Here is a 14096-nt window from a genome sequence, read left to right as displayed (position 1 = left end):
CGCCGCCCGCCCTTATTTACTTCTTTCCTTCCTTCTTGGTGCGTAAATCCGATATGAGTTCCGCTCTGTCCATCCGGCAGCTAACCAAAACCTACGGCAACGGGTTCCAGGCCTTGAGTGGTATCGATCTGGACGTCGCCGAAGGTGACTTTTTCGCCTTGCTCGGCCCCAACGGCGCCGGCAAATCCACAACCATCGGCATCCTCTCGACCCTGGTCAACAAGACCAGCGGCACCGTGAATATTTTCGGCAATGACCTGGACAAGAACCCGGCGGCGCTCAAGCGCTCGATCGGCGTGGTGCCGCAGGAATTCAACTTCAACCAGTTCGAAAAGACCTTCGACATCGTCGTAACCCAGGCCGGCTACTATGGCATTCCGGCGAAAGTCGCCAAGGAACGCGCCGAGCAGTACCTGACCCAGCTCGGCCTGTGGGACAAGCGCGATGTGCCGTCGCGTTCACTGTCCGGCGGCATGAAACGTCGTTTGATGATCGCTCGTGCACTGGTGCACGAACCGCGTCTGCTTATTCTTGATGAACCGACTGCGGGCGTCGACATCGAGCTGCGCCGTTCGATGTGGACCTTCCTCACCGAGCTGAACCAGAAAGGCATCACCATCATTCTGACCACGCATTATCTGGAAGAGGCCGAGCAGCTGTGCCGCAACATCGGCATCATTGACCACGGCACCATTGTCGAAAACACCAGCATGAAACAGTTGCTGGGCCAGTTGCACGTGGAAACCTTTTTGCTCGACCTGAAACACGACTTGCACGTTGCGCCGCAATTGCTCGGCTACCCGGCCCGATTGCTCGACGGCCACACCCTGGAAGTGCAGGTCGACAAATCCATGGGCATCACGGCGTTGTTCACCCAGTTGGCGCAGCAGAACATCGAAGTGCTGAGCCTGCGTAACAAAACCAATCGCCTCGAGGAGTTGTTCGTGTCCCTGGTGGAGAAAAATCTGTCGAAGGTGGCGGTATGAGTTCCGAGTTCGGTCCCAACCTCGTCGCCCTGCAAACCATCGTCTACCGCGAGGTCAAACGCTTCATGCGGATCTGGCCGCAGACGCTGCTGCCGCCGGCGATCACCATGGTTCTGTACTTCGTGATCTTCGGCAACCTGATCGGCCGACAGATCGGCGACATGGGTGGCTTCACCTACATGGAGTACATCGTGCCGGGTCTGATCATGATGTCAGTGATCACCAACTCCTACGGCAACGTGGTCTCAAGTTTCTTCGGCAGCAAGTTCCAGCGCTCGATCGAAGAGCTGATGGTCTCGCCGGTGTCACCGCACACGATCCTGATCGGCTTCACCATTGGTGGGGTATTGCGCGGTCTGGCGGTGGGTCTGATCGTGACGATCCTGTCGCTGTTCTTCACCCATCTGCAGGTGCATCACCTCGGCGTGACCATTCTGGTAGTGGTGCTGACCGCGACGATCTTTTCGCTGCTGGGCTTCATCAACGCGGTGTTTGCGCGCAACTTCGATGATATTTCGATCATTCCGACCTTTGTGCTGACCCCGCTGACTTACCTGGGCGGCGTGTTCTACTCGATCACTTTGCTGCCACCGTTCTGGCAGACCGTGTCGCTGGCCAACCCGGTGCTGCACATGGTCAACGCCTTCCGCTACGGCATCCTTGGTGTCTCGGATATCCGTATCGGCATCGCCATCACCTTCATGCTGGTGGCGACCGTGGTGCTTTATCTCGGCTGTGCGCGGTTGCTGGTGAGCGGGCGCGGGATGCGCACCTGATCCCGACCGTGTCACCTTCTTCGCGAGCAGGCTCGCTCCCACATTGGAATGATGTTCTCTGTGGGAGCGAGCCTGCTCGCGAATGGGCCAGCCCAGACACAACAAAAAACGGCCTCCCATCGCGGAGGCCGTTTTGCATTCATTTCTGCCGACTTTGCTTGCGCCGCCGCCATTGCCGCGCCACCCACCAGCGCCAGTAAAGCATCACCAGAAAATAGGCGAGGACGCCCAGCACCAGGCCAACAACCACCGAGCCCAATAAAAACGGCTGCCACAATGTCGACAGCTCTCCGCTGATCCATTCCCAGGTCAACTCGTCCGGCAGATGCCGCGCCGGCACATCCATCAGGAACGCCCCGGCCTGGTAGGTGCAGAAAAACACCGCCGGCATGGTGATCGGATTGGTCAGCCAGACCAGGCTCACCGCGATTGGCATATTGCCGCGCACCATCACCGCCAATGCCGCCGCTACTAGCATCTGTGCCGGGATCGGCAGGAACGCCGCAAACAGGCCGACCGCCATCGCCCGGGCGACCGAGTGGCGGTTGAGATGCCAGAGGTTAGGGTCATGCAGCAACGTGCCGAGAAAGCGTAAGGATTTGTGTTCCCTGATGCTCGTCGGGTCGGGCATGTAACGTTTGAATAAGCGCCGGGGCATAGGGCTTCTCGGTCGGTTAAGGCGGCAAGTATGTCTGGATTCTACGAACCGCCCATTCAGACTTTGTGACAATTGTTGACGACGGTGGTGCCGCAGACCGGCTATGCCTAGTGGGGGGACTCTCAAGGACGGGCATATGCGCACAGGGATGATGGCGCTGGCAGTCGGTCTGCTGGCCCCGGTTTTTTTGCCGGCCTTGCCGCCGGTCGGTTGGTTGCTGGTGCTGCCAATGGTGGCGCTGATGTTGCTGCCGTTTCGCAGCTTTCCACTGGCATTTTTGCTGTTTGGCTTTACCTGGGCCTGCGTTGGCGCGCAGTGGGCGCTAAATGACCGCTTGCCACCGAGCCTGGACGGCGAAACCCGTTGGCTTGAAGGGCGCGTGGTCGGCTTACCGCAGCACAGCGATGGCGTGGTGCGTTTCGAGCTGGCTGATGCGCGCTCACGCCACGAAAAACTGCCATCGCTGCTGCGCCTGGCCTGGTACGCCGGGCCGCCGGTCAACAGCGGCGAACGCTGGCGCCTGGCGGTGAAGTTGAAGCGCCCGGGTGGCCTGCTCAACCCGCACGCCTTCGACTACGAGGCCTGGCTGCTCGCGCAACGGATCGGCGCAACCGGCACGATCAAGGATGGCCAGCGCCTGGCTGAGGCCCGGCATGCATGGCGCGACGGCGTTCGCCAACGCCTGCTGGCGGTGGATGCGCAAGGACGCGAGGGCGCGCTGGCAGCGCTGGTGCTCGGTGATGGCTCTGGGCTCAGTCGCGAGGATTGGCAGGTACTGCAAGACACCGGCACCGTGCATCTGCTGGTGATCTCCGGCCAGCACATCGGTTTGCTCGCCGCAGTGATGTATCTGCTGGTTGCCGGGCTGGCGCGTTTCGGAATCTGGCCGTTGCGCTGGCCCTGGTTGCCGTGGGCGTGTGGCCTGGCATTCGCGGCGGCGCTGGGTTACGGCTTGCTCGCCGGGTTCGATGTGCCGGTGCAGCGCGCCTGCGTGATGGTGGCGCTGGTATTGTTGTGGCGCCTGCGTTTTCGCCATCTCGGCGCGTGGTGGCCGTTATTGCTGGCGTTCAATGGCGTGCTGTTGTTCGATCCGCTGGCCAGTTTGCGTCCAGGTTTCTGGCTGTCCTTCGCGGCCGTTGCAGTACTGATTTTCACCTTCGGCGGGCGGCTTGGGGCCTGGCGCTGGTGGCAGACCTGGACCCGCGCGCAGTGGCTGATCGCGATCGGCTTGTGTCCGGTGTTGCTGGCGCTGAGCTTGCCCATCAGCGTCAGCGGGCCTGTAGCCAATCTGCTGGCCGTTCCGTGGGTCAGCCTCGTGGTGCTGCCGCCGGCATTGCTCGGCACGCTATTGCTGCCCGTGCCTTATGTTGGCGAAGGACTGTTGTGGCTGGCCGGTGGTTTGATCGACTGGCTGTTTATCGGGCTGGCGCTGATTGCCGGGCAATGGCCGGCGTGGATACCAGCCGCCATTCCACTCTGGGCGTTGATCCTGGGCAGCCTTGGCGCGATTTTATTGCTGTTTCCCCGTGGCGTGCCGATGCGTCCATTGGGCTGGCCGCTGATGTTGCTTTTGATATGGCCGCCTCAAGAGCGAATAGAAGAAAGGCGAGCCGATGTCTGGCAAATCGACGTCGGCCAAGGCTTGGCGATTCTTGTGCGCACGCGACATCATGCACTGCTCTATGACGCCGGCCCGCGCTTCGGCGATTTCGATATCGGCGAACGAGTGGTGTTGCCAGCGTTACGCAAACTCAACGTGCAACAGCTCGACCTGATGCTGCTCAGCCACGCTGACGCCGATCACGCTGGCGGCGCCCGGGCGGTCATGCGTGGATTGAACGTGCACCGCGTGGTCAGCGGCGATCCGCCAAACCTGCCGCCGGAGCTGAACGCCGAAGCCTGCGCAAGTGGCGAACAGTGGCAGTGGGATGGCGTGCAGTTCCAGCTCTGGCAATGGTCGGCGGCCGATGACAGCAACCAGCGCTCCTGTGTATTGCAGATCGAAGCCAACGGTGAACGCCTGCTGCTCACCGGCGACATCGACATTCACGCCGAGCGCGTTCTGCTCGACAGCCCACTGGCCGTGCCGACGCAGTGGCTGCAATCGCCACATCACGGCAGTCGCAGTTCATCATCGATGGCTCTGCTCAAAGCCTTGCAGCCCGAAGCGGTACTGATCTCCCGTGGCCACGGCAACTCCTTCGGTCATCCGCATCCAACCGTGCTGGCGCGCTACCGCAAGCAAGGTCTGCGCATCTACGACAGCGCCGAGCACGGTGCCATTCATCTGCAACTGGGCAGCTTCAAACCGCCGTGGACGATGCGTCAACAGCGGCGTTTCTGGCGTGATCCGCCGGTCCCGGGCCGTTGATCGGTGCCAGCATGGGTGCCACCTCACGGTCGTCGGGGCGGCGGCTCTTAATCGCGGATCGGTATGGTAAAGTGGCGCACTTTTTCGAGGGGACTGTCACTGTGTGGGAATTGGTCAAATCCGGCGGCTGGATGATGTTGCCGATCATTCTGAGTTCCATCGCGGCCATGGCGATCGTCGCCGAGCGCCTGTGGACACTGCGCGCCAGTCGCGTCACCCCCGAGCATCTGCTGGGTCAGGTCTGGGTCTGGATCAAGGACAAGCAGCTCAACAAGGAAAAGCTCAAGGAGTTGCGAGCCAACTCGCCGCTGGGGGAAATCCTCGCCGCAGGCCTGGCCAATTCCAAGCATGGTCGCGAGATCATGAAAGAGTGCATCGAAGAGGCCGCCGCGCGGGTCATTCATGAACTCGAGCGCTACATCAACGCGCTCGGCACCATCGCCGCCATGGCGCCGTTGCTCGGCCTGCTTGGTACCGTGTTGGGCATGATCGACATTTTCAGTGCCTTCACCGGGTCCGGCATGACCACCAATGCTTCGGTACTGGCCGGCGGTATTTCCAAAGCGCTGATCACGACCGCAGCGGGCCTGATGGTCGGTATTCCGGCGGTGTTCTTCCACCGCTTCCTGCAACGTCGTATCGACGAGCTGGTGGTCGGCATGGAGCAGGAAGCGATCAAACTGGTGGAAGTGGTGCAGGGCGACCGTGATGTCGACCTGGCCGAGGGCAAAGCGTGAAATTCCGTCGCAAGCCCCGGGAAACCGTGGACATCAACCTCGCGTCGCTGATCGACGTGGTGTTTATCCTGCTGCTGTTTTTCGTGGTGACTACCACTTTCACTCGGGAAACCCAGTTGCGCGTGGATCTGCCGGAAGCGGTCAGCGGTTCGCCCGCCGAAGATCAGCAGGTCAAACAGCTGGATGTCGCGATCAGTGCCGAAGGCGTGTTCTCGGTGAACAACAAGATTCTGCCGAAGAATGATCTGCCGACGCTGATGGAAGCCATGCAGAAAGAATCCAACGGCGACACCAACATGCCGCTGTCGATCAGTGCCGATGGCAAGGCCCAGCATCAATCGGTGATCACTGCCATGGACGCGGCCGGCAAGCTCGGTTTCAGCCATCTGCGCATGACCACGGTCGAGGCGGCGCCGAAATCCTGATGAGCCTGTCCGATCGCCTGCTCGCCGCGTGGTATCAGGGGCACCCGGCCCTGACGCTGCTGCGGCCGCTGGAAATGCTGTATCGCCGCGTGGTGATCAACAAGCGTCAGCGCTTTCTCGACGGTGACGGAGAGATCTACCAATCGCCCGTGCCGCTGATCGTGGTCGGCAATATCACCGTCGGTGGCACCGGCAAGACGCCGATGATTCTCTGGCTGATCGAACATTGCCGACGCCGTGGACTGCGCGTCGGCGTGGTCAGCCGCGGTTACGGCGCCAAACCGCCGCACCTGCCGTGGCGGGTCGAGGCCGAGCACAGCGCCGAGGTTGCCGGTGACGAGCCGCTGCTGATCGTCCAGCGCACTGGTGTGCCGCTGATGATCGACCCTGATCGCAGCGCCGCCGTCAAAGCCTTGATTGCCAGTGAGCCGCTGGACCTGATTCTGTCTGACGACGGCATGCAGCATTATCGCCTCGCGCGGGATCTGGAACTGGTGCTGATCGATGCCGCGCGCGGACTGGGCAATCAGCGCTGTCTGCCGGCCGGGCCGTTGCGTGAGCCGGTCGAGCGCCTGCAAAGTGTCGATGGCGTGCTGTTCAACGGTGCCCTTGATGATCGCGACGATGGTTTCGCCTTCCGCCTGCAACCCACGGCCCTGGTCAATCTGCGCAGCGGCGAACGTCAGTCACTGGAGCATTTCCCGCCGGGGCAAGCGCTGCATGCGGTGGCCGGGATCGGCAACCCGCAACGTTTCTTCAATACCCTCGAAGCGCTAGACTGGCGGCCAGTCCCGCATGCGTTTGCCGACCACGCCGAGTACAGCGTGCAGGCGTTGAATTTCACCCCGTCATTGCCGTTGGTGATGACCGAAAAGGACGCGGTGAAGTGCCGTGCCTTTGCTGCTGCCGACTGGTGGTATCTGGCGGTCGATGCCGTGCCGTCGCCAGCCTTCGTGGCCTGGTTCGACACTCAGCTGATGCGCCTGTTGCCGGATCGTCTGCTGCCTTAACTCTTTTATTTCTGGGAATGTTCATGGACACCAAACTGCTCGACATCCTCGCTTGCCCCGTGTGCAAAGGTCCGCTCAAGCTCAGTGCCGACAAGACCGAGCTGATCAGCAAGGGCGCCGGTCTGGCGTACCCGATCCGCGACGGCATCCCGGTGATGCTGGAAAGCGAAGCGCGCACCCTGACCACCGACGAGCGCCTGGATAAATGACCACAGCCTTCACCGTTGTCATCCCATCGCGGTTCGCCTCGACCCGTCTGCCGGGCAAGCCGTTGCTGGATATTGCCGGCAAGCCGATGATCCAGCATGTCTGGGAACAGGCGAGCAAAAGCAGCGCGACCCGCGTCGTGGTTGCCACCGATGACGCGCGCATCGTCGAGGCGTGCAAAAGCTTTGGCGCCGAAGTGGTGCTGACCCGTGAAGATCACAACTCCGGCACTGATCGTCTGGCCGAGGTCGCAGCGAAACTCGGTCTTGCGCCTGATGCGATCGTGGTCAACGTCCAGGGCGATGAGCCGTTGATTCCGCCGAGCGTGATCGACCAGGTCGCCGCCAACCTTGCTGCCCATACCGAAGCGCGCATGGCCACGCTGGCCGAGCCGATCGAAGACGTGGAAACCCTGTTCAACCCGAACGTTGTGAAGGTTTCCAGCGATATCAACGGTCTGGCCCTGACGTTCAGTCGTGCAACCTTGCCATGGGCACGCGATGCATTTGCCAAGAGCCGCGAGCAGCTGCCGGAAGGCGTGCCCTATCGCCGCCACATCGGTATTTATGCCTATCGCGCCGGGTTCCTCCACGACTTCGTGAGCTGGGGGCCGTGCTGGCTGGAAAACACCGAATCCCTCGAGCAACTGCGTGCCTTGTGGCATGGCGTGCGCATTCATGTCGCTGACGCGCTGATCGCGCCGCCGACCGGTGTCGACACCGTCGAAGACCTTGAGCGGGTTCGTCGCCTGCTGGGGGCCTGATGCGCGTTCTGTTTGTGTGCCTGGGCAACATTTGCCGTTCGCCCACCGCCGAAGGCGTGTTGCGCCACAAGTTGCGTGAAGCCGGGCTGGCGGATGTGGTCGAAGTGGCCTCCGCCGGCACCGGTGACTGGCACGTCGGCAACCCGCCGGACAAGCGCAGCCGGGCGGCGGCGAAACTGCGCGGTTATGACCTGTCGACGCAACGCGCGCAGCAGGTCAGTCGGGCCGACTTCGCCAGCTACGACCTGATTCTCGCCATGGACAACAGCAATCTGCGCAACCTCAAGGCTTTGCAGCCATCCACCGGCAGGGCCGAGCTGGATCTGTTCCTGCGTCGTTATGCCGGGCTGGTCGATGAAGTGCCGGACCCGTATTACGACGGCGATCAGGGTTTCGAGCAGGTGCTGGATCTGATAGAAGCGGCCTGCGACCAGTTGCTGATCGAAGTGAAGGGCCGTTTATGAGTTTGCAGGTGCAACCGCAAGTATCGTTGCAGGCCTTCAATACGTTCGGCGTCGATGTGCGCGCGCAGCTGTTTGCCGAAGCCCACAGCGATGACGATGTCCGCGAAGCGCTGGCCTATGCCGCTTCCCATGACGTGCCGTTACTGGTGATCGGCGGCGGTAGCAACTTGCTGCTGACGGCGGATATTCCGGCGTTGGTGCTGCGCATGGTCACGCGCGGCATCCGCGTGCTCAGCGATGATGGCAGTCGCGTGGTGGTCGAGGCGGAAGCGGGCGAACCGTGGCATCCGTTCGTGCAGCACACGCTGGCCCAGGGTTTTGCCGGGCTGGAAAACCTCAGCCTGATTCCCGGCACCGTCGGCGCCGCGCCGATGCAGAACATCGGCGCCTATGGCGTCGAGATCAAGGACGTGTTTGCTGGCCTGACCGCGCTGGACCGCGAGAGCGGCGAGCTGCGTGATTTCAGTCTGGAAGACTGCAATTTCGGCTACCGCGACAGCCTGTTCAAGCAGCAGCCGGGACGTTGGCTGATTCTGCGGGTGCGCTTCAAGCTTGATCGCGCAGCGCACCTGCATCTGGAATACGGTCCGGTGCGCCAGCGCCTGAGCGAGCAGGGCATCGAGCAGCCGACGCCCACCGATGTCAGCCGCGCCATCTGCAGCATCCGCAGCGAAAAACTGCCGGACCCGGCGGTGCTCGGCAATGCCGGCAGCTTCTTCAAGAATCCGCTGGTGCCTGCCGCTGTGGTCACGCAGATCAAAGCGCAGCACCCGGATCTGGTGGCTTACCCGCAAGCGGACGGGCAGATGAAACTGGCCGCTGGCTGGCTGATCGAACGCGCCGGCTGGAAGGGTTTTCGCGATGGCGATGCCGGCGTGCACAAGTTGCAGGCGCTGGTGCTGGTCAACTACGGCACGGCCACCGGCCCGCAACTGCTCGACCTGGCGCAACGTATCCAGAAAGACATCGCCGAGCGCTTCCATGTCGAACTGGAAATGGAGCCCAATCGGTATTGAGGCTACGCTTGCCTGACGCCATCCAAAGCCCTGCACTGATGAAAAAAGTGCAGGGCTTTTTTGTTAATGCTGGGTTAACTTAGCGACCTAACGATACCTACCATTTGCTCCACCCAAAGGCCCGGTGCAGACGTTCCCGTCGGCGCAAGAGAGCCTGATTAGCCTGAGTCGATCTGCGCGAACCCACCGCTGATTTTCCGGCGGCAGATTGCTCGACCCATAACCACTAAAAAATATGCGGGCGTGCCCATGATTACCCTGAAACTCAACGGTCAAGACCACTCCCTCGATGTCACCGAAGACATGCCGCTGTTGTGGGCGATTCGTGACGTCGCCGGTTACAACGGCACCAAATTCGGTTGCGGCATGGGCCTGTGCGGCGCTTGCACCATCCATATCGACGGCTTGCCGGCACGCAGTTGCATCACGCCGATCGGCTCGGTAATTGGTCAGAACGTCACCACCATCGATAATCTCCACGCCGACCCGGTAGGCAAGGTCGTGCAGCAAGCCTGGCTCGACAGTGCCGTGGCCCAATGTGGTTATTGCCAGGGCGGGCAGATCATGTCGGCCACCGCTCTGCTGAAAACCAATCCGAACCCGAGCGACGAGCAGATCGAAGAAGCCATGGTGGGCAACATCTGCCGCTGCGGCACCTACAACCGGATCAAAACCGCGATCCGCCAGGCCTCCACTCAACTGAAGGAGGTGAAGGCATGAGCCGCGTCCCGAATGATTTCGCCCTGAGCAACCTCAGCCGCCGTGGCTTTCTCAAAGGCGTCGGCGCCACCAGTGCGCTGGTCCTCGCCGCGAGCTGGGGCTGGCAGGATGCGCTGGCCGATGACGCTGCGAAGAAGTTTGGCGCCGATGGCATGCCCAATGGCTGGATCGACGATCCCAAGGTTTACGTGAGCATTGCTGCCGATGGCAGCGTCACCGTGGTGTGCAACCGTTCGGAAATGGGCCAGGGCGTGCGCACCAGCCTGAGCATGGTAGCGGCCGATGAACTCGAGGCCGATTGGGCGCAGGTCAAAGTGCAGCAGGCGCCGGGCGACGAAGTGCGCTTCGGCAACCAGGACACCGATGGTTCGCGCAGCATGCGTCACTGGTACGAGCCGATGCGTCGTTGCGGCGCCGCCGCGCGGACCATGCTCGAACAGGCGGCCGCTGCGCAGTGGAAAGTGCCGGTTGGCGAATGCCATGCGCAACTGCACAAGGTCATTCACAAACCGTCCGGCCGTGAATTGGGTTACGGCGAACTCGCCGCTGCGGCCAGTGCGCTGGCAGTACCGGCGCGTGACAGCCTGCGTCTCAAGCAGCCGTCGGAATTTCGCTACATCGGCAAGGAAGGCACCAAGGCCATCGACGGTGCCGATATCGTCAATGGCCGCGCAGTGTACGGCGCCGATGTGCATTTCGATGGCATGCTCTACGCCACCATCGCTCGCCCGGCGGTTTATGGAGGCAAGGTCAAAAGCCTCGATGACAGCGCCGCACTGAAAGTCCCTGGCGTGCTAAAAGTCATGCAGATCGAAGGCCGGCCATTGCCGTCGGAGTTCCAGCCACTAGGCGGCGTCGCGGTTGTGGCCAGCAATACCTGGGCGGCGATCAAGGGCCGCGAGGCGCTGAAGATCGAGTGGGATGACGGCCCGAATGCCAGTTATGACTCGATTGCCTATCGCAAAGAGCTTGAAGCCGCGTCGCTGAAGGCCGGCAAAGTGGTGCGCAACACCGGTGATATCGACAAGGCCTTGAGCGGCGCTGCCAGCACTCTCGAAGCGTCGTATTACCTGCCGCACCTGGCGCAGGCGCCGATGGAACCGATGGTTGCTATCGCCCGTTACAAGGACGGCGTGTGCGAAGCCTGGGCGCCGAGTCAGGCACCGCAGGTCACCCGCGAGCGCATCGCCGAGCGCCTGGGCGTACCGTTCGAAAAGGTCACCTTCAACGTAACGCTGCTGGGCGGTGGTTTCGGGCGCAAGTCGAAACCGGACTTCGTCGTCGAAGCGGCGATTCTCGCCAAGGAGTTTCCGGGCAAGGCTGTACGGGTGCAGTGGACGCGCGAAGACGACATCCACAATTCGTATTTCCACACCGTGTCGGCGGAATATCTGAAGGCGGGCATCGACAAGAACGGCATGCCGTCCGGCTGGCTGCATCGTACCGTGGCGCCGAGCATCACCGCGTTGTTTGCGCCGGACATGAACCATGAGGCGGCGTTCGAGCTGGGCATGGGCTTTACCAACATGGCCTATGCGATTCCCAACGTGCGCCTGGAAAACCCCGAAGCCAAGGTACACACGCGGGTTGGCTGGTATCGCTCGGTGTCGAACATTCCCCACGGCTTCGCGATTCAGAGTTTCGTCGATGAACTGGCGCACAAGGCCGGGGAAGATCCGCTCAAGTACCAGATCAAATTGCTCGGCCCGGACCGGCAGATCGATCCTCGCACCTTGAGCGAAGAGTGGAACTACGGCGAATCGCCCGAGCGTTATCCGATCGACACCGGGCGCATGCGCACCGTGCTGGAAACTGCCGCCAAGGCCGCCGGTTGGGGGCGCAAACTGCCCAAGGGCCGTGGCCTCGGTCTGGCGGTGCATTACAGCTTCGTCACCTATGTCGCGGCGGTGATTGAAGTCGAGGTCAAGGACGACGGTTCGCTGATCGTGCACAAGGCCGACATCGCTGTGGACTGCGGGCCGCAGATCAACCCTGAGCGCATCCGTTCGCAGTTCGAAGGCGCGTGCGTCATGGGCCTGGGCAACGCTGTGCTCGGTGAGATCAGCTTCAAGGACGGCAAGGTCCAGCAGGACAACTTCCATATGTACGAGGTCGCGCGCATGTCGCTGGCGCCCAAGGAAGTCGCGGTGCATCTGGTCACGCCGCCGGGTGACGTGCCGTTGGGTGGCGTTGGTGAGCCGGGCGTGCCGCCGATTGCTCCGGCGCTGTGCAACGCGATCTTCGCCGCCACCGGCAAGCGTATCCGCAATCTGCCGGTGCGTTATCAGTTACAAGGCTGGCAGAAGGCGGAGGCGTAAATGGACAGCGTCGATCTCAACGTCCTGCGCAGCGTCCTCGAGTGGCGCCGCGCCGGGCAACGGGTGGTGCTGTTCAGCGTGGTGCAGACCTGGGGCACCGCGCCGCGCTCGCCCGGCGCCATGCTCGCCTTGCGCGAGGACGGCGTGGTGATCGGTTCGGTGTCAGGCGGCTGTGTCGAAGATGACCTGATCGCGCGGCTGCACGACGGCCGCATTGCCACCGATGGTCCGCCAGTGCAGATGATTACCTACGGCGTGACCCGCGAAGAGGCCGCGCGTTTCGGCCTGCCTTGCGGCGGCACCCTGCGCCTGACCGAAGAGCGCGTCGGTGACCCGGCGTGGGTCGCCGAGCTGCTGCAGCGTTGCGAAAACCATGAAATCGTCGCCCGAGAACTGAACATCGAAACCGGCGAGGTGCGGCTGGCTCCGGCGAGCAAGTCCGATTCGCTGGTGTTCGACGGCAAGACTCTGCGAGCGATTTACGGCCCGCGCTGGCGCTTGTTGCTGATCGGTGCCGGGCAGCTGTCGCGCTACGTCGCCGACATGGCGCGGCTGCTGGATTTCGAAGTGCTGATCTGCGATCCGCGCACCGAGTTCGTCTACGGCTGGGAAGAGCAGCATGGCCGTTTCGTCCCCGGCATGCCGGACGAGGCGGTGTTGAACATCCAGACCGACGAGCGCACGGCGATTGTCGCCTTGACTCACGATCCACGCCTGGATGACATGGCTTTGCTCACCGCGCTCGACTCGCCGGCGTTTTACGTCGGCGCGCTCGGTTCGCGGGTCAACAGCCAGAAGCGCCGGGAAAACCTCGCTCAGCTAGGCTTGTCGCAAGCGTCGATTGATCGCTTGCACGGGCCGATCGGCCTGCACATCGGTAGTCATTCGCCGGCAGAGATCGCTTTGTCCTTGCTGGCGGAAATTGTCGCGATCAAGAACGGTGTGGAGTTGAAGCAGAAAAAAACGCTGGAGGGTGCATGAGCCAATCCATCGCAGTGATCGTGCTGGCAGCAGGCGAGGGCAAACGCTTTCGCCAGATCGCCGGTCCCGACAAAGACAAATTGCTCGCTGATTGCACCGGGCGTGACGGCGCGGTGCGCTCGGTAATCGAGCAGGTGCTGGTGAACCTGCCGGCCAGTCTCGACAAGCGCGTACTGGTCACCACCGAAGCGCGACCACAGGCGATGCGCATGGCCCAGGCATATGGCTGCGACGTGGTGTCAATCGAGTCGACCGGCATGGGCGACAGCATTGCCGCAGGTGTTGCCGCTTGCCCTGACGCCGATGGCTGGTTGATTGTGCTGGGTGATATGCCGTTTATCTTGCCATCGAGTATTGAGCGAGTGGTCGCGGCGATGGCTGATGACGCTGTGAGTGTGCCGGTGCGGGGTGGCGAGTTTGGCCATCCGGTGGGGTTTGGTCGTTCGTTTGCCGCGCAGTTGCAGGCGCTGACCGGTGATCGTGGCGCACGGCCGTTGTTTGCGCAGGGTAGGGTGGTTGAGGTGGCGGTAGATGACCCGGGGATGTTGTGGGATATCGATGTGCCTGAATCTCTGGTATTTCCTCAGCCCTGAGCCGTGTTGAAATTCCCTGTGGGAGCGAGCCTGCTCGCGAATGCGCTGGTTCAGCTACATGAATATTGTCT

Annotated in this window: 15 protein-coding genes; 14 read left to right on the top strand and 1 reads right to left on the bottom strand. The window is 62.1% G+C overall.

The features are described 5' to 3' along the window. Positions 1-53 precede the first annotated feature (53 nt). Both NF676_RS19870 and NF676_RS19865 read left to right on the top strand, forming a co-directional pair. Entirely contained in the window at positions 54-986 is a 933-nt protein-coding gene (locus NF676_RS19870; RefSeq protein WP_095181611.1) for an ABC transporter ATP-binding protein, read from the top strand. Further along, on the top strand, positions 983-1762 hold the full coding sequence (locus NF676_RS19865) for an ABC transporter permease (RefSeq protein ID WP_056788203.1): 780 nt from the start codon (positions 983-985) through the stop codon (positions 1760-1762). Before NF676_RS19870 ends, NF676_RS19865 begins: the two co-directional genes overlap by 4 nt. A gap of 139 nt (positions 1763-1901) precedes the next feature. Here NF676_RS19865 and NF676_RS19860 read toward each other — a convergent pair whose 3' ends face one another. Beyond that, positions 1902-2420, bottom strand: a complete 519-nt coding sequence (locus tag NF676_RS19860; protein WP_039760200.1) for a DUF2062 domain-containing protein — start codon at positions 2418-2420, stop codon at positions 1902-1904. A 136-nt stretch (positions 2421-2556) separates the two neighbouring features. On the opposite strand from NF676_RS19860, the gene NF676_RS19855 reads away from it, so the two are divergent. From NF676_RS19855 to NF676_RS19800, 12 genes are all read left to right on the top strand, one after another. Beyond that, positions 2557-4791, top strand: a complete 2235-nt coding sequence (locus NF676_RS19855) for a DNA internalization-related competence protein ComEC/Rec2 (protein WP_252886647.1) — start codon at positions 2557-2559, stop codon at positions 4789-4791. A 101-nt stretch (positions 4792-4892) separates the two neighbouring features. After that, entirely contained in the window at positions 4893-5528 is a 636-nt protein-coding gene (locus NF676_RS19850; RefSeq protein WP_016771007.1) for a MotA/TolQ/ExbB proton channel family protein, read from the top strand. Beyond that, positions 5525-5953 carry an ExbD/TolR family protein gene (locus tag NF676_RS19845; protein WP_041479458.1) on the top strand — a complete coding sequence of 143 codons (429 nt, stop codon included), beginning with the start codon at positions 5525-5527 and terminating at the stop codon, positions 5951-5953. Before NF676_RS19850 ends, NF676_RS19845 begins: the two co-directional genes overlap by 4 nt. Further along, positions 5953-6963 (top strand): tetraacyldisaccharide 4'-kinase, encoded by a 1011-nt coding sequence (gene lpxK, locus NF676_RS19840; protein ID WP_252886646.1) that lies wholly within the window; start codon positions 5953-5955, stop codon positions 6961-6963. Before NF676_RS19845 ends, lpxK begins: the two co-directional genes overlap by 1 nt. Positions 6964-6986: 23 nt before the next feature. Further along, positions 6987-7172: a Trm112 family protein gene (locus NF676_RS19835; RefSeq protein ID WP_003179363.1), complete on the top strand. Its 186-nt coding sequence runs from the start codon at positions 6987-6989 to the stop codon at positions 7170-7172. Beyond that, positions 7169-7933, top strand: coding sequence for a 3-deoxy-manno-octulosonate cytidylyltransferase (gene kdsB / locus NF676_RS19830; RefSeq protein WP_073472249.1), 765 nt, complete (start codon positions 7169-7171; stop codon positions 7931-7933). The genes NF676_RS19835 and kdsB overlap by 4 nt, the downstream gene beginning before the upstream one ends. Then, a complete protein-coding gene (locus tag NF676_RS19825) occupies positions 7933-8397 on the top strand; it encodes a low molecular weight protein-tyrosine-phosphatase (RefSeq protein WP_252886645.1) in 465 nt (154 codons plus the stop codon). Before kdsB ends, NF676_RS19825 begins: the two co-directional genes overlap by 1 nt. Further along, a complete protein-coding gene (murB, locus tag NF676_RS19820; RefSeq protein ID WP_095181616.1) occupies positions 8394-9413 on the top strand; it encodes a UDP-N-acetylmuramate dehydrogenase in 1020 nt (339 codons plus the stop codon). Before NF676_RS19825 ends, murB begins: the two co-directional genes overlap by 4 nt. A gap of 249 nt (positions 9414-9662) precedes the next feature. Continuing rightward, positions 9663-10133: a (2Fe-2S)-binding protein gene (locus tag NF676_RS19815; protein ID WP_041479453.1), complete on the top strand. Its 471-nt coding sequence runs from the start codon at positions 9663-9665 to the stop codon at positions 10131-10133. Next, the gene (locus tag NF676_RS19810; protein WP_252886644.1) at positions 10130-12451 is read left to right on the top strand and encodes a xanthine dehydrogenase family protein molybdopterin-binding subunit; all 2322 of its coding nucleotides are present in this window, start codon (positions 10130-10132) and stop codon (positions 12449-12451) included. Before NF676_RS19815 ends, NF676_RS19810 begins: the two co-directional genes overlap by 4 nt. Beyond that, positions 12452-13432 (top strand): XdhC family protein, encoded by a 981-nt coding sequence (locus NF676_RS19805; RefSeq protein WP_056788224.1) that lies wholly within the window; start codon positions 12452-12454, stop codon positions 13430-13432. It begins immediately after the preceding gene. Further along, positions 13429-14025 (top strand): nucleotidyltransferase family protein, encoded by a 597-nt coding sequence (locus NF676_RS19800; protein ID WP_252886643.1) that lies wholly within the window; start codon positions 13429-13431, stop codon positions 14023-14025. Before NF676_RS19805 ends, NF676_RS19800 begins: the two co-directional genes overlap by 4 nt. Positions 14026-14096 lie beyond the last annotated feature (71 nt).

Origin of the sequence: Pseudomonas siliginis (assembly GCF_024072275.1) — a bacterium.
Lineage (GTDB): Bacteria > Pseudomonadota > Gammaproteobacteria > Pseudomonadales > Pseudomonadaceae > Aquipseudomonas > Aquipseudomonas siliginis.
The sequence above is the reverse complement of the archived record's forward strand: the minus strand, read 5'-3'. Positions and strand labels throughout refer to the sequence as shown.